Annotated in this window: 12 protein-coding genes and 4 tRNA genes; 10 read left to right on the forward strand and 6 right to left on the reverse strand. The window is 55.6% G+C overall.

The window, feature by feature from the left end:
• The first annotated feature begins 1 nt into the window (after nucleotide 1).
• From ACZYTD_RS06965 to ACZYTD_RS06990, 6 genes are all read left to right on the forward strand, one after another.
• Nucleotides 2-1021 carry a fimbrial protein gene (locus ACZYTD_RS06965; protein WP_463890618.1) on the forward strand — a complete coding sequence of 340 codons (1020 nt, stop codon included), beginning with the start codon at nucleotides 2-4 and terminating at the stop codon, nucleotides 1019-1021.
• A gap of 327 nt (nucleotides 1022-1348) precedes the next feature.
• The gene (locus ACZYTD_RS06970) at nucleotides 1349-1867 is read left to right on the forward strand and encodes a hypothetical protein (protein WP_463890620.1); all 519 of its coding nucleotides are present in this window, start codon (nucleotides 1349-1351) and stop codon (nucleotides 1865-1867) included.
• Between the two features lie 324 nt (nucleotides 1868-2191).
• Entirely contained in the window at nucleotides 2192-2722 is a 531-nt protein-coding gene (locus tag ACZYTD_RS06975; RefSeq protein WP_463890622.1) for a fimbrial protein, read from the forward strand.
• A gap of 34 nt (nucleotides 2723-2756) precedes the next feature.
• Complete coding sequence (locus ACZYTD_RS06980; RefSeq protein ID WP_463890624.1) at nucleotides 2757-3461, forward strand: fimbrial biogenesis chaperone; 705 nt, start codon at nucleotides 2757-2759, stop codon at nucleotides 3459-3461.
• Between the two features lie 35 nt (nucleotides 3462-3496).
• Entirely contained in the window at nucleotides 3497-5989 is a 2493-nt protein-coding gene (locus ACZYTD_RS06985) for a fimbria/pilus outer membrane usher protein (RefSeq protein ID WP_463890626.1), read from the forward strand.
• A 44-nt stretch (nucleotides 5990-6033) separates the two neighbouring features.
• On the forward strand, nucleotides 6034-7044 hold the full coding sequence (locus ACZYTD_RS06990) for a fimbrial protein (protein ID WP_463890628.1): 1011 nt from the start codon (nucleotides 6034-6036) through the stop codon (nucleotides 7042-7044).
• Nucleotide 7045: 1 nt separating this feature from the next.
• Here the strand turns inward: ACZYTD_RS06990 and ACZYTD_RS06995 are convergent, their stop codons facing one another.
• Nucleotides 7046-7429 carry a DUF423 domain-containing protein gene (locus ACZYTD_RS06995; RefSeq protein WP_463890630.1) on the reverse strand — a complete coding sequence of 128 codons (384 nt, stop codon included), beginning with the start codon at nucleotides 7427-7429 and terminating at the stop codon, nucleotides 7046-7048.
• Between the two features lie 112 nt (nucleotides 7430-7541).
• Between ACZYTD_RS06995 and rssA the strand changes: the two genes are divergently transcribed.
• Complete coding sequence (gene rssA / locus ACZYTD_RS07000; protein WP_463890632.1) at nucleotides 7542-8444, forward strand: patatin-like phospholipase RssA; 903 nt, start codon at nucleotides 7542-7544, stop codon at nucleotides 8442-8444.
• 13 nt (nucleotides 8445-8457) lie between these two features.
• Here the strand turns inward: rssA and ACZYTD_RS07005 are convergent, their stop codons facing one another.
• The 5 genes from ACZYTD_RS07005 to ACZYTD_RS07025 all read right to left on the reverse strand — a co-directional run bounded on the left by ACZYTD_RS07005 (nucleotide 8458) and on the right by ACZYTD_RS07025 (nucleotide 9803).
• Nucleotides 8458-9108, reverse strand: coding sequence for a PilZ domain-containing protein (locus ACZYTD_RS07005; RefSeq protein WP_463890634.1), 651 nt, complete (start codon nucleotides 9106-9108; stop codon nucleotides 8458-8460).
• Between the two features lie 258 nt (nucleotides 9109-9366).
• Nucleotides 9367-9443 (reverse strand) — tRNA-Pro (locus tag ACZYTD_RS07010).
• A gap of 42 nt (nucleotides 9444-9485) precedes the next feature.
• A tRNA-Leu gene (locus ACZYTD_RS07015) sits at nucleotides 9486-9570 on the reverse strand.
• A gap of 28 nt (nucleotides 9571-9598) precedes the next feature.
• Nucleotides 9599-9674 (reverse strand) — tRNA-His (locus ACZYTD_RS07020).
• A 52-nt stretch (nucleotides 9675-9726) separates the two neighbouring features.
• A tRNA-Arg gene (locus ACZYTD_RS07025) sits at nucleotides 9727-9803 on the reverse strand.
• A 301-nt stretch (nucleotides 9804-10104) separates the two neighbouring features.
• Between ACZYTD_RS07025 and ACZYTD_RS07030 the strand changes: the two genes are divergently transcribed.
• From ACZYTD_RS07030 to ACZYTD_RS07040, 3 genes are read left to right on the forward strand one after another with little or no spacing between them, the layout of a single operon-like run.
• Nucleotides 10105-10692, forward strand: coding sequence for a TetR/AcrR family transcriptional regulator (locus ACZYTD_RS07030; protein ID WP_463890636.1), 588 nt, complete (start codon nucleotides 10105-10107; stop codon nucleotides 10690-10692).
• Nucleotides 10689-11834: an efflux RND transporter periplasmic adaptor subunit gene (locus ACZYTD_RS07035; RefSeq protein ID WP_463890638.1), complete on the forward strand. Its 1146-nt coding sequence runs from the start codon at nucleotides 10689-10691 to the stop codon at nucleotides 11832-11834. Before ACZYTD_RS07030 ends, ACZYTD_RS07035 begins: the two co-directional genes overlap by 4 nt.
• Nucleotides 11835-11845: 11 nt before the next feature.
• Complete coding sequence (locus ACZYTD_RS07040; RefSeq protein WP_463890640.1) at nucleotides 11846-14923, forward strand: multidrug efflux RND transporter permease subunit; 3078 nt, start codon at nucleotides 11846-11848, stop codon at nucleotides 14921-14923.
• Nucleotides 14924-15129: the final 206 nt, after the last annotated feature.

The following is a 15129-nucleotide window of genomic DNA, read 5'->3' on the forward strand; positions in this document are numbered from 1 at the left end:
CATGACGCTCACTCGCCCTCTGGCATCCCTCTGCTACGCGCTCCTCCTGGCCCTGAGCTGGAACCCTGCCACCCTAGCCAACTGTAGTTGGAAAGATGGACTGGTTGGCCCGGCACGCTACAGCGCCCCCAACTCCTCGCTGACGGTCAATAGCATCAACACCGCTGTGGGGCAACGGCTGGGGGATATCGGCGGCATGGATGGCACCCCCTCCTGGAAGAGCAACTGCAGCGGCAGTGAGAGTGCGGGTTACAGCAATCTGGTGGGGGCCACGGCTCCAGCCATCGGCAGCTCGGAAAAAGGGCCTATCTATAACATCTCGACGATACCCGGCATTGGCTACAGCTTGAGTGATACCGCCCTCTACAACGCCCCCAACTACTTTCGCCCCTATGGTGAGGTGAAAGCACCAAGCGGAGACTACTACTTCGATGCCACATCCAAGATCCGGGTCGACTTCTGGAAGACTGGCAACATGACCACGGGCCAGTACTGTCTGCCCGCCGGTTCCCTGTTGGGCAATGTGCGTTTCGATAACTTGACCGTGGTGGAGGCGCGGCTGACCAACGGCCTGTGTGTCAACATAGTGGGCCCCACCTGTACCGTCAGTACCGACTCAAAAAACATCACAGTGCCCCTTGGCACTCAGCAGGCCCAGCAATTCACCGGGATCGGTAGTAGCAGTGCCAGCCGCAACTTCAACATCCATCTGCAAAGCTGCAGCAACGTCTATGCCGTGCTCATGCAATTCAATGCCAGCGCCGACCCAGACTATGCCAACGCCGCCCAACAAGGGGTTATTCAGCTACAAGCCAGTGCGCAGAATGCCACGGGGATAGGCGTACAGCTGCTCAATAGCGCCCTGCTGCCACAGCCGCTTAACAGCCGACAAGAGGTATGGCGCAGCGCTCCGGCCTCAAACCTGACCCTGCCGTTTGCCGTGCGTTACCTACAAACACGCAGCCAGGTCACACCGGGGCAGGCCAATGCCCTCGTTCAGTTTGTGGTGGCTTACCAATAGCCCGCCGTTCCAACCGCTACACGGAACACGCAAGACCACACCCCAACTAAAGATGGAACATTAGTGCCAATGCCTGTCAGTTAAGACTCAATAATGGTGCTGGCTAAACCCGTTCGTGAAGAGCCCGCCGGACCATTAACTGATTAATAAATTGATATTATTAGTTATTCACCCTGCCGCAAGCTCAGGGTGAACGGAGTTAATATGCTTAAGTGACGAACATTGGAGCGTTATCGCTATTTATTTAGAGTAGAGGCTCAAAACGTGATCTAGGTTTGATACTATACTTCGTTTAGCCGTGTCCCATTCTCTGAACGAGTGAGCACCATGAGCCGGATCCTGGGTTATCTAGTCACATTCTATGCCCTATGGCTCTCCAGCTGTTTAGCACCGCTTTGCGCCGCCTCGGGCCAGCTCCTGATCCAGGGGATGCTTACCGAAGCAAGTTGCCAGCTAAATACTCGCCATCATCCCCGCCTAGCCATACCGCTATCCAACTCAAGGGATGATGTAAACCAGGACTCCCACTTGGTGACATTTCAACTGCGCCTTAGTAATTGCGGCAACACTCTTGCTAAGCAACCGGCAGTGGATGTGTATATCGAGCCGCTATCCACAATCCAAGCTGTTACCCAGGCACGCCGTTCACCTCTTGAGCTGGTGCTGCTCGACCAACAACGCCACCCAGTGCATACCGCCCATGCCAACCAACCGCATCCACTGCAACAAGAGAGTGTCATAGCGGGCTCCAACAACCAGCAGATCAACCTAGTCGCGCAATACCCTTCGGCCGCCCACCCCAATGGCCGGGTTCATCTGGCTTACCTGACACTCGTCTACCACTGATCGCCAGGCTAACCCGCCGCTCCCCACAGTCTAAAATTGAGCGATGACTCTAAAAGTCGTTTGCTTTCAGCTAGCTAGCGTCCGATCGACGTCAGGTCAGAGAATATGTATATTGATCACACTATTAAGGTTCTCTTTGACGCCACCGCTAAAAACCTAATGCATATCACTGTATCCAGTCGGTCAATTTCTTAGCATTTAGCCGTAAGTAAGCATTAACGTTTTAGATACAAAACTGATAGCTAATGATAATTAGAGTTAGGAAGCCAAAGGCATTCCAACCACCTCAGGGCACGGATTAACAAAACATCTGAGGATAGAACTATGAATACTATGATGAATCGGCTAAGCGGAGCCGCCTTGCTTTTTGTACTGATGATGGGTACTGCATTCGGCGCAGCCGATACTGGAACTATCTCATTTTCAGGTACATTGACTTCCAGTTCATGTACCGTTGGTGCTATTGACACCGTGGAGATGAAGGGGATCCCAACCTCCAGACTGCAAACAACGGGGAGCACAGCGGGTAGAACTCAATTTACCATCACGCTTTCTGGTTGCACCATAACAGGAGGCGATGGGACGGTAAAAATTGGTTTCCGTAATGGGACCAATATTGACCAGACCACGCACAACTTGAAAGAAACGACAGATACCACTCACGTCCAGATACGATTACTGAATAGCGCACAAGCTGAGATCAACCTTGTTAATAATACCAACTCCCTGCCGCTGACACCGACCGGAGGGAATGCATCGTTTACCCTTTATGCCGAATATTATGCTCCGGGTGCGGCTGTTGTCAGCGCCGGTAGCGTTGCTGCAGTCTTACCGTTCGATCTTATATACCCTTGAGGTGGTTCACCCTGTTAAATTATAGGTAGGGTACATGAACTATAAAGTTCCACTTCTGCTGAGTGCGCTGTTGGGTTGTGCATCTTTTGCTTTACAAGCCAATGTCGTCATCAATACCACCCGGATTATTTATCCGGGTGAGGCTCGTGAGGTTACGGTCACCATTGACAATCCGGGTAAACAGCCGGCTTTAGTCCAGACCTGGATCGACAGTGGCGATGCTAATGCTTCACCGGAAAAGATCCAGGTGCCATTTGTCTTGTTGCCGCCCATGTTTCGCCTCGACCCAGGTCAGCAGCAGACGCTACGTATCACCTTTACCCATAACCAGGCGCTACCTCAGGATCGGGAATCTGTATTCTGGCTCAATATGCTGGATATTCCACCCAAGCCTCGAGGCGAGATCAAGAACTACCTGCAGTTTTCCATTCGCTCCCGCTTCAAGCTGTTTTATCGACCCAGTGGCTTGAAGGCCGATCCCGCCGAAGCGGCTGAAAGACTGATGTGGCGGCTCATTGATGGCGGCAAAACCCTGCAAGTGCAGAATCCAGGCCCATACCATGTCACTGTCACCAAGCTCACCCTCGGTGGACAGAGCCAAGAGGGCAAGATGGTGTCGCCATTTGGTCGGGAAGAGCTGTCGCTGACCAAGTCAATCTCGGCGCCTACCGAGGTGGCGTTCAGCATAGTGGATGATTATGGGGCCCAGAAGCAGCATAGAGCCCAGGTCGAGAAGTAAGTATGTGGCCGCCAGCCAAGCCATCAAGAAGTGGGATGGGTTGCTTGCTGTTATTGCTGGCGTTTGATGCCAAGGCAGCTGAAGAAGTGGAGTTTGATCCCTCCTTGCTGGCGCCCAGCCCCCATGCCGCCGATATCAGCCACTTCAATAAGGGCCAGGCGCTGTTTGCGGGCAGCTATGACAGCGATATCTATCTCAATGATCAGTTACTGGGGCGCCACACCATTCGCATGGATCAAGCGTCGAGCGGTGCAGACGTCACCCTCTGCCTAGATCCGGAACTGTTACAGTTGGCCAAGGTCAAGCCCAAGGCCATTAGTCATGAGCTCTCTAGCCAACTGCGCAACCCTGCCACCTGCGTTCCCTCCCAGGCCCTGAGCCCGGCCATGACTTGGCGCTATGTTCCCGGCAAGCTGGCCCTCTATCTTTCCATTCCTCAGAGCCTGTTGCTCTCGAGTCGGCAAAATGACATTGACCCCAGCCAATGGCAGCAAGGCGAAGCGGTGGCCACCCTTAACTACGATATGAATAGCTATAACAGTGACACGCCACATGGTCACTATGATAGCCAATATCTGGGTCTACAGCTGGCCGCCAGTCTGGGTGCGTGGCGTTTTCATCATAGCTCTAGTCTACAAAATAGTGGCTGGGAGAATAACAGCAGCTATCTACAGCGCAGCCTACCCACATGGCGTTCTCGCCTCACACTGGGGCAAAACTGGAGCCATGGGGATTTTTTTGATTCGGTAAGCTATCTGGGTGCCAACATGATCACAGAGCCACAAATGCTTCCCGAATTCCAACGCAGTTTCGCACCTGTAGTTCGTGGCATAGCCCGCACCCAGGCCCGCATCAGCATAGAGCAAAACAACATAGTGGTGTATGAGACGACGGTCGCCCCCGGCCCGTTTGCCATCGATGATTTTTACCCTGCCGGTTACGGGGGCGATCTGAAAATCACAGTGCATGAGGCCGATGGCAGCCTGCAGCAATTTACCGTTCCCTATGCCTCGGTGCCACGCATGGTGCGCGAAGATGTCACCTTCTACGACACCACGTTGGGCTGGCTACGCAATCAACAGCAGTTCGAACCGGATAGCCCGTTTGGACAGCTCACACTGCAGCATGGCTTCAATAATCTGCTCACGGGTTATACCGGCGCCACCCTGATCCCGGATTATGGGGCCGCCCTAGTGGGGCTGGGGTTCAACACCACACTGGGCGCCATCTCCTTCGATGTGACCCACTCCCGCCTGGAAGACCCCTTCACGCAGTTACAGCAGGGGGAGAGCTATCGAGTCACCTACTCTCGCCTGTTAAGGGCCACAGATACCAACCTGACCCTGGCCAGCTATCGCTACTCCAATCAAGACTATTACAGCTTGAATGAAGCCATTCAACGGCTCGACCTGAGCGGCCCCACCACCCAATATGAGTACGGGCATAGCAAACAGCGACTGGATGTGAATATCAGTCAGCCGCTGGGCACAGAGCGTGGTGACGTCTACCTCGCCTGGGGGCGAAACTACTACTGGCAACGCTCGGGGCATACCGATAATGGTCAAGTGGGGTATGGCAGTCGACTGGGGGATGTCAGCTATCAGCTTTCATTGCAGAAGAGCTGGGATAGCCAGCAAGGCACCAGTACCCTCTACAACCTGAGCTTGAGTTTACCTCTGGGAAGCAAGAGCCTACCAGACTACCTGCAGTTACAGTTGAGCCATGATCCTGTGCTAGGTGATGGCATCCAGGCCTCGTTGTCAGGCACGCTGGATAAAGAGAATCGCTCCAATTACTACCTCTATGCCAACCAGCGCAGCAATAACACAGGTCCGGACCAACACTCGGTGGCCATCAATGGCGGCTACAGTGCCGACAAACTCTACCTGAGTGCCAATAGCAGCTACGATAATCTGCATACTCGCCAATATGGTTTTGGCGTGCGTGGCGCCTTGGTCGCCTTTTCCGGCGGTATACTCCCGGCTCGTGATGTGGGGGAAACCTTTGCCATTATTGAAGCCCCTCACGCCACGGGGGCTAAACTCAGCAGTGCCCAGGTACAAGTGGATGCGAATGGCTATGCCATCGCCCCCTACCTGACCCCCTACAGTGCCAACCAGATAGCGCTGGAGCCAGGGGATATGGCCAGCTCGGTAGAGTTGGTCAATTCATCGCAAATTGTCATCCCGGATGCTGGGGCGGCGATGAAGGTCACTTTTGCTACTCGCCGCGGCTATTCGCTACTGGTCAATGGTAAACTGGCCAATGGTGAACCCCTGCCCTTTGGCGCCGATATTCTCAGCGTCTGGGGAGAGCCGCTAGGCATAGTGGGGCAGGGGGGGCAGCTCTATGCCAAGGTGGAGTCCGCCAAGGGGTATCTGATAGTGCGTTGGGGCCAGCAGGAGTGCCTGCTGCCTTACCAAATAACCGGCAATATAGATGAGCCGCTGCAACAAATGGCACAGAGTGTGGTATGTGGCAGTAACGAACTATCCAGTCTCAACGAGTTCAAGAGGAAAGCACCATGAAACCAGAGAGGAGAAGGAAGCTGTGGTATCTCAGGTGGGTGGGAATGGCTTTTTGCTTTATTAGCCATCCAGGCTGGAGCCTGTGCTTCTCTTCCGTCTCGGGCTCGGCGCCGCCAGTTGTCTTTGCCTACCCGGCACAGACTGGAACTATCTCCACGACCGCCGCTATTGATACCATGATCAGGCAGTGGGATGTAGGTGCCAGCAACACCAGTCAAGTCTGGAGCTCTAATTGCGATACCACGTCCGGCGCTGGCTATATCAACTTGGTTGGCACCCAAGCCGTAGCCGCCAACCCTGCCTCGCCCCCGACCTTCAATCTCACTGGTTTGGCGATTCCGGGTATTGGGTATTCACTGACCTCGAATAATGCCACCAACGAGAAGTTATGCGTGGTTGGCAGCAGCAACTATTGCGATGCCTACAGTGGCTCCAGATATGGACCTTTGTATAACCCTAGCTACTACAACTCTAACTCGGCCAACCTGAAACTCAGATTTTTTGTGATTGGAGCCCTGACTCCCGGAAGCTATACTATTCCCAGTGGCACCACTCTGGGTGAGGTTCGCCTAGGGGGCAACAGTAGCGCCGAGGCCGTGCTGCGTGCCCGCACCTCGGGAGTCATAACCCTAAACGTCACCCAACCCTGTACCATCACTACCACTAATATCGCCGTCTCGTTGGGTACCCAAAAAGCCAATCAATTCGTCAATGTGGGGGATGCCAGCACCCCGACCGCTTTTGATATCAATCTCACCGGCTGCTCGGCCAGTTCGGTGCATATCACCATTACCGGCACTGCCGACCCGAACTACACCAGCGCCGCCACCAATGGCGTACTGGCAACGACCGGAGGCGCCACCGGGGTGGGCATACAGCTGCGCCGCCGGGATACCAGCGTGGTTATGCCACTCAATCAGGACAATACCTGGACCAGCAACTACACCAGCGGTAGCCTGACCTTACCCATGGAAGCTCGCTATATTAAGAACAACGTGGCGGTGACCGCAGGCCAAGCCAATGCCACCGCGACCTTTACCATGAGCTATCCCTAGTTCACCCCAGGTGCTTTGTTACCTTATGGCGCCCCCCCTGTACCATAAGGCAACTCCAACCGGCCATCAGAAAGAGCCCGCCCAGCGGAGTGACGAGCCCCACCCGCCAACCAGCCAGCGTCAGCAGATAGAGAGAGCCACTGAAGAGCGGCGTACCCAGGGCGAAGCACCAGGCAGCCGAACGCAGCCAGCGCGAAGCGTCGCGGCTGAGCCACAGCGCGACTATCAGCAACGCCAGGGCATGCCAGAGCTGATACTGAACGCCGGTCTGGAATACCGCCAACTGCTCCGGTGTCAGCAGGTTTTTCAGGCTGTGGGCGGCAAAGGCGCCCAATCCCACCCCAGAAAACCCGAAAAAACCGGCGACCATCAACCATTTATTCATCATCTCTCCTCATACTGGGTTCCCCGCATATCATGCCGTAAAGTGGCAAGCGGAGCCGCGACAAATCGCTAACTCAGCATGACCATATACCCATGGTGCAACGGGAGAAGAGATGAACCGAAAACCTAAGATAGGCCTGGCCCTGGGCAGTGGGGCGGCGCGCGGGTGGGCACACATAGGTGTACTACGCGCCCTGGCTAGCCTGGGCGTTCAGCCAGATCTGATCGCTGGCTGCAGCATAGGCGCCCTGGTCGGGGCCGCTTACGCGGCAGGCGAGCTGGACTCACTGGAGAGCTGGGTACGCGGTTTTACCCCGCTACAGGTGATGGGTCTACTGGATCCCGCCTTCTCCGGCGGCCTGTTTCGGGGTGACAAGGTGTTTGGCGTAGCCGAGGAGCGAGTGGGCGAACTCACCTTTGCTGAGCTGAAACTCCCCTTCGCCTGCGTGGCCACCGAGCTGGAGAGTGGCCGCGAGCACTGGTTGCTGGAGGGCGAACTGATGAGTGCGGTACGTGCCTCCTGCTCCATTCCTGGTATGTTTGTGCCGGTTCGGCATCATGAGCGCTGGCTCATCGATGGCGCCGTGGTCAACCCGGTTCCCGTCTCCTTGGCTCGGGCCATGGGCGCCGATCTGGTGATAGCCGTCAATCTCAATGCCGACACCCGGCAATCCTGGGTCGATCGCAGTGACGATGAGATCACCGCCAAGCATCCCCTGCTGCAATGGTTAGCCAAGCGCAGCAATGGCGGCAAGGGAACGCCCGGAATGTGGAGTGTGATGAACGGCAGCATCAGCATAATGCAGGAGCGCATCACCCGGGCACGAATGGCGGGCGATCCGCCAGAGCTATGTCTCACCCCCCATCTGGGAGAGCTGGCCATCATGGATTTTCATCGCGCCAGTGAGGCGATTGCGGAGGGCGTGGCCTGCGTTGAGCGCATGACACCGCTGATCCTGGGGGAGATGAAGCGCTTTGGCATAGAGCCCGGCGAGGCTGAGTTGCCCAGAGTCTGATGGGCCCACGCCATCACCTGCCGTGAGGGGCTAATTCGGTCTGTTCGCAGTGTTTATGGTAGAGGTAGTGTTGCAGTCGCTGCTGGGCCTGGCGTTTGAGTCGTAGCTGAATGGCACAGGTCTGGCTACCATCGGCATGAGCAAACTTACGGATCACCTGGCCGCGCAGCCGGATTTTCCAATCCCCCTCACAGCGCAATAATGCCTGAAAAGGCGTACCCGGCTCCGGCATCTCTTCAACACCATCCAGCAACAGACCGGAAGCCGAAAGATTGCTGATCTGCCAAGGCAAAGGCTCACCACTCCCATCAAAAAGCCGCGCATCCTGGGGGTGTGGCATGCGCCACTCCCGCGGCGGCTCCTCACCCAACTCCTGGATAATAGGCGGATTCAATCTGGGTAACAGGTTACCGGCACTATCTTCGATAAAGGAGAGGGAGAAAGCGAACCGACGTTGCTTATATTCGGCATGGAGCACCAGATGATCGGCCTGCCCCAGCAAGGGCAGGAGATCCTGCAGAGCCAGACGAGAGACCAGCTCCATATATTGTGGCTGAGCGGCCGCCAGCCCACCCTCGGCACGGAGACTGGGCGGCGACGGGTCAGCATCGCCTTCCAGTAACATGGCCAACTCTTCTGCCGTCAACAGCTGCGATTGAGACATGAACTACCCCCGAAAGCATGGTGACAGACCCTAATAGGTAACAGAGCCGGACAAAAAACCATCAAATGATGGTATGTAAGCGCAATGCGGGGAGCAAGCCATTTTTCCAAACTGGGAGAGTTCTTTACAACGATTAACCTGGAGCAGATGCCGGAGAGCAAAGCCAACCGCGAATAGGGAAGGAACAGGATGAAGGGGCTTGAGTAACGAGCAGTAAAAGAAAAAAGCCTCGATATTGCTATCGAGGCTTTTATTGGTTGGTCGGTGATAGAGGATTCGAACCTCTGACCCTCTGGTCCCAAACCAGATGCGCTACCAGACTGCGCTAATCACCGAGAAACTTGTTACCATCCGGCCTGAACCGAACAGTTAAATAGTGGTGCGAAAGGAGGGACTCGAACCCTCACACCCGAAGGCACTAACACCTGAAGCTAGCGCGTCTACCAATTCCGCCACCTTCGCACATATTACTCTTTTACACTGAGTGAAGTGGGGTGGCTGATGGGGCTCGAACCCACGACAACAGGAATCACAATCCTGGACTCTACCAACTGAGCTACAGCCACCACTGCTGTCCAATTTGCTTCCCGTAGTGAATTGTCACTGCGAACCACAATATGGTGCGCCCGACAGGATTCGAACCTGTGGCCTCTGCCTCCGGAGGGCAGCGCTCTATCCAGCTGAGCTACGGGCGCTCGTCATTGGAACGGGTGGGAATAGTACGAATCGGGGATCGCCTTGTCCAGCATTTTCCTTAAAAAAAGTTCGTTCGCCTACTTTTTGGCTCAACCGATTAAAAAGAATACATTTTTGGCCACGCCAACCCAACGGGCATAGCCAATTTTGTCGACTTTTTGCGCGCAGTAATATTTGACTATTTATACAACTTTTCTAGAATGAGGCGATGAATGAACGTTCATTCATTGTATCTCGCTTTTTATGTCATGTATGAACTACAGTTCAGCTTCTATTAAAGGCTAAAGGCACATCATTACCATGAGCAAACGTGAACAGATCATGCAGGTTGCCATGGCGCTCTTCATTGAGCAGGGCTTCCATGGCACCTCGGTGCAGATGATTGCCAACCAGGTGGGCATGGCGACCGGCTCCCTCTACCGCTATTTCCAGGGTAAGGATGAGCTGATCCGCGCTATCTACCGTAAAGCGGTAGAGGAGATGCTGCTCAAGCTGTTTGATGAGGTTGATCTTTCACAGGTCGGCTTCCCCAGCTATCGGCGACTCTGGTTGAATGCGGCCACCGCCATTCACGGTAATGGTCATGTCATACTGTTCAAGGATCTTTACGAGCGTTCTCCCTTCTTCACCGAAGAGGATAAGGCATGGGCTCAAGTGTGCTGGCAACCTCTGGATGACTTTTTCCTGCAAGGTGTCCGCCAGGGACTGTTTCTGGATCTACCTTCGCATCTGCTGGGCGCCTTGAGTCTGGCCACTGTGCAGTGCGTGATGCACGAACATAAATTTCATGATGTTGAATTAACCGATTTGTTGAAAGAGCAAATGGCTGCGGCGAGCTGGAAAGCCATCCTGGCCGACAATGTAGACCAAACTGGGAGCAAAGAATGAAAAAGTGGACAGCCGTGATGCTGCTGATTGCCCTGCTGATTTTCGGTAGCGTAATTGGCTTTAACCTGTTTAAAAATCACATGATGGCGAAGTATTTTGCCAACATGCCGATCCCGACCTTTCCAGTCTCAGTGCAACCGGTGAAACCGGCTGACTGGACCCCCACCATAGAGGCCATCGGTTTCATTGAGCCCAATCAGGGGCTGGACATCAGCAATGAAACCGCAGGCAAGGTGAAAGCCATCAAGTTTGAATCCGGCCAGCTGGTGAAAAAGGATGACCTGCTGATCAGTCTGGATGCCTCCGTGGAAGAGGCCAATCTGAAAGCCTCTCAAGGCCGCATGCCCGCCACCAAGGCCAATCTGGATCGGATGCGCAGCCTGTTTACCAAGGGGACTGTCTCCAAGGGTAACCTGGATGACGCCGAAGCCGACTACATGCAGCTGGCCGGGCAAATCGAGTCACTGCAAGCCACCATAGACCGCATGTATATCCGCGCCCCCTTCTCCGGTCAGGTCGGTATCCGTAACGCCTACCTGGGGCAATATCTGCAGGTGGGCTCCCAAATCGTCCGTCTGGAAGACACCAGCGTGATGAAGATCCGCTTCACCATTCCGCAGACCGATATCTCCAAACTGAAGATTGGCCAGACGCTGCACATCTATGTCGATGCCTATCCACAACAACCGTTCCAGGGCACGGTCAACGCCATCGAGCCCGCTGTCAATGCTCAATCCGGTGTAGTCCAGGTCCAGGCCGCGATCCCGAACTCCGACAGCCTGCTGCGCTCCGGCATGTTCGCCAAGGTGCAGTTGCAGTTGCCTGTGGAACCGGCGCAGATCGCCATTCCACAGACTGCCATCAACTTTACCCTCTACGGCCAGACCGTCTTCGTCGTGGAAGAGGGTAAGGATGATAAGGGGCAAGCCCTCACCGATACCGATGGTAAGCCCATTCTGGTCGCCAAGCAGGTTGAGGTGAAGGTCGGCGAGCGCAAGGAAGAAGTCGCCCATATCCTGGGTGGTCTCAAGGCTGGCGAGCGGGTGGTAGTTGCCGGTCAGGTCCGCCTCTCCAACGGCAGCCATGTGAAGATTATTGAAGATTCGCTGCTGAATAAGCCGGCTACGACCCCGATGCTGTAACGGAGCAAGACATGAAATTTACAGACATTTTCATTCGGCGCCCTGTTCTTGCCCTCTCCATCAGCCTGCTCATCGTATTGCTCGGTCTGCAGGCACTGAAGGGGATGCAGGTCCGGGAATACCCGAAGATCACCAATACGGTGATCACGGTCACCACCAGCTACTACGGGGCCAGCGCCAACCTGATCCAGGGCTTCATCACCCAGCCCCTGGAGCAGGCCATAGCCCAGGCCGATAACATCGACTATATGACCTCAAAGAGTCAATTGGGTTCATCCACCATCACGGTGAATATGAAGCTCAATACTGACCCGAACGCGGCCCTGTCTGATGTGCTGGCCAAGGTCAACTCGGTGCGCTCCCAGCTGCCGAAGGAGTCGGAAGATCCGAGCCTGGATATGTCCACCGGCTCCAGTACCTCGATCATGTATATCTCCTTCTCCAGTGATGAGCTGAATGCCTCGCAAATCACCGACTACCTGGAGCGGGTTATCAAGCCGCAACTCTTCACCGTCGGCGGCGTGGCCAAGGTCAACCTCTACGGCGGCACTGAGTTCGCCCTGCGCATCTGGCTGGATCCGGAGCGGATGGCGGCCTACAACCTGACCGCCAGCGAAGTGATGTCGGTGTTGCAATCCAACAACTACCAATCCTCGCCCGGTCAGGTCACCGGCTACTTCATGCTCTATAACGCCGACGCCAATACCCAGGTCGACAACGTCGCCGATCTGGAAAAACTGGTGGTCGCCAGCCGGGATAAGGCCGTCGTTCGTCTGCGCGACATAGCCAAGGTCAGCCTGGAGAAGAACCACGACACCTACCGAGCCATGGCCAATGGTAAAGAGGCGGTCGTCGTTGGTCTGGACCCCTCCCCAACGGCTAACCCGTTGGAGATTGCCGCCAGCGTGGTCAAGATGATGCCGGAGTTGCGTCGCAACCTGCCGCCCACCATCAAGATGGAGATGCTGTATGACTCCACCGAGGCCATCAACGAATCCATTGACGAAGTAGTGAAGACCATAGCCGAAGCCGGGGTGATCGTACTTATCGTCATCACCCTGTTCCTCGGCTCGTTCCGCGCCGTGGTGATCCCCATCATCACCATACCCCTGTCGCTCATCGGCGTGGTGATGTTGATGCAGCTGTTCGGCTTTACCATCAACCTGATGACCCTGCTGGCCATGGTGCTGGCCATAGGTCTGGTGGTGGATGACGCCATAGTAGTGGTGGAAAACGTCGATCGGCATATCAAGGCCGGTGAAGAGCCGTTCCGCGCCGCCATTATAGGTACCCGGGAAATCGCCCTGCCGGTTATCTCGATGACCATCACCTTGGCGGCCGTGTATGCGCCGATTGCCCTGATGGGCGGGGTAACCGGCTCCTTGTTCAAGGAGTTTGCCCTCACCCTGGCGGGTGCGGTATTCGTCTCCGGCGTCGTCGCCCTGACCCTCTCACCCATGATGTGCTCCAAGATGCTCAAGGCCCACACCAACCCGAATGCCTTCGAGCGCGGCGTGGAAAAGACCTTCGAGCGGCTCACCAATGCCTACTCCCGGGCACTGGATGCGGTGATGGAACGCAGACCCGTGGTCATCGCCTTTGCGATCATCGTCTTCGCCTCCTTGCCGGTGCTGTTCAAGTTTATTCCGGCAGAGTTGGCCCCCTCCGAAGATAAGGGTGCCTACATGATGATGGCCAAGGCCCCCAACACCGCCAACCTGGACTACATCCAGAACAGCATGAGCGAGATCACCTCCCGCTTGGGTAAAGATCCGGCCATGGCCACCAGCCTCTCCTTTGCTGGTATCCCCAACTCGAATCAGGGCATGGGGATTGCGGTCATGAAATCCTGGAGTCAGCGTCCCCCGCTGAAACAGGTGATGGAGCGGACCAACGCCCAGATGCAGGATATTCCCGAGATGACGGTCAGCTCCTTCCAGTTCCCGGAACTGCCGGGCGCCGGTAGCGGCATGCCGTTGCAATATGTCATCACCACCCCGAACAACTTCGAGAGCCTGTTCCAGGTTGCCGATGAGATGTTGCAGAAGGTGAAGGCCAACCCACAGTTCATCTACTCGGAACTGGATCTGGCCTATGACTCGGCCACCATGCGCATCACCGTGGATCGGGACAAGGCCGGTGCTTACGGCATCACAATGCAGGATATCGGCGTCACGCTGGGCACCTTCATGAGCGATGGTTATGTCAACCGTATCGACTTGAACGGCCGCAGCTATGAAGTCATACCGCAGGTAGAGCGTAAGTACCGCCTCAACCCAGAGTCACTCAAGCGCTACTACGTCCGCGCCGCCGATGGTACCGCCGTGCCGCTGGGCAATCTGGTCAATGTCGAACTGGTCACCGAGCCCCGTTCGCTGCCGACCTTCAGTCAGCTCAACTCGGCCACCATCAGCGTGGTTCCGACTCCGGGCGTGACCATGGGCGATGCGGTGAACTTCTTCGAACAACAGGTCACTCCGCAGCTGCCGTTGGGTTACCAACACAACTACATGGGTGAAGCGCGGCAGTACGTCACCGAAGGGAACGCTTTGCTAGGCACCTTCGTGCTGGCGCTGTTCGTCATCTTCCTGGTGCTGGCTTCCCAGTTCGAGAGTGTGCGCGATCCGCTGGTGATCCTGGTCTCGGTACCGCTGGCCATCTGCGGCGCGCTCATCGCCATGGCCTGGGGCCTGTCGACCATGAACATCTACACCCAGGTCGGCCTCATCACGCTAGTCGGGTTGATAACCAAACACGGGATCCTGATCTGCGAAGTGACCAAGGAGGAACAGTTGCACAGGGGGCTCTCCAAGATGGAGGCGGTGAAGCACGCCACCCGCATCCGTCTACGCCCGATCCTGATGACCACAGCCGCCATGGTCGCCGGTCTCATCCCGCTGATGGGTGCCACCGGAGCCGGGGCCATCAGCCGCTTCGGCATAGGTCTGGTGATCGTGTCGGGTCTCTCCATCGGTACCCTGTTCACGCTGTTTGTGCTGCCGGTGATCTACACCTACTTGGGTGAAAATCACAAACCGCTGGAGGAGTTCGACGAATCGATTCCGCATAAGGCGCTCACAGAACAGTAACTTCTCTCGCCATCGCACCCCAGGCCCGTCAACTGACGGGCCTGTTTTTTAGAACAAGTTGCCCCGCCTCACAGATAGAAAAAAATCATACTCTTGAAATCATTTTCACAATTTGTTCACTTTTTTTTTTGCCTTAGCTGTCACATCTAACGGGTGACGACCTGCATAGCATGGCCTAGCGCGGTGAAGGATCGCGCGAACAAACA

It is taken from the genome of Pseudaeromonas sp. HNCC25DJ180, from assembly GCF_055413345.1.

Coding starts and splice junctions, on each gene's coding strand:
- ACZYTD_RS06965 (WP_463890618.1), top strand. CDS start 2: ATGACGCTCACTCGCCCTCTGGCATCCCTCTGCTACGCGCTCCTCCTG.
- ACZYTD_RS06970 (WP_463890620.1), top strand. CDS start 1,349: ATGAGCCGGATCCTGGGTTATCTAGTCACATTCTATGCCCTATGGCTC.
- ACZYTD_RS06975 (WP_463890622.1), top strand. CDS start 2,192: ATGAATACTATGATGAATCGGCTAAGCGGAGCCGCCTTGCTTTTTGTA.
- ACZYTD_RS06980 (WP_463890624.1), top strand. CDS start 2,757: ATGAACTATAAAGTTCCACTTCTGCTGAGTGCGCTGTTGGGTTGTGCA.
- ACZYTD_RS06985 (WP_463890626.1), top strand. CDS start 3,497: ATGGGTTGCTTGCTGTTATTGCTGGCGTTTGATGCCAAGGCAGCTGAA.
- ACZYTD_RS06990 (WP_463890628.1), top strand. CDS start 6,034: ATGGCTTTTTGCTTTATTAGCCATCCAGGCTGGAGCCTGTGCTTCTCT.
- ACZYTD_RS06995 (WP_463890630.1), bottom strand. CDS start 7,429: ATGAATAAATGGTTGATGGTCGCCGGTTTTTTCGGGTTTTCTGGGGTG.
- rssA (WP_463890632.1), top strand. CDS start 7,542: ATGAACCGAAAACCTAAGATAGGCCTGGCCCTGGGCAGTGGGGCGGCG.
- ACZYTD_RS07005 (WP_463890634.1), bottom strand. CDS start 9,108: ATGTCTCAATCGCAGCTGTTGACGGCAGAAGAGTTGGCCATGTTACTG.
- ACZYTD_RS07030 (WP_463890636.1), top strand. CDS start 10,105: ATGAGCAAACGTGAACAGATCATGCAGGTTGCCATGGCGCTCTTCATT.
- ACZYTD_RS07035 (WP_463890638.1), top strand. CDS start 10,689: ATGAAAAAGTGGACAGCCGTGATGCTGCTGATTGCCCTGCTGATTTTC.
- ACZYTD_RS07040 (WP_463890640.1), top strand. CDS start 11,846: ATGAAATTTACAGACATTTTCATTCGGCGCCCTGTTCTTGCCCTCTCC.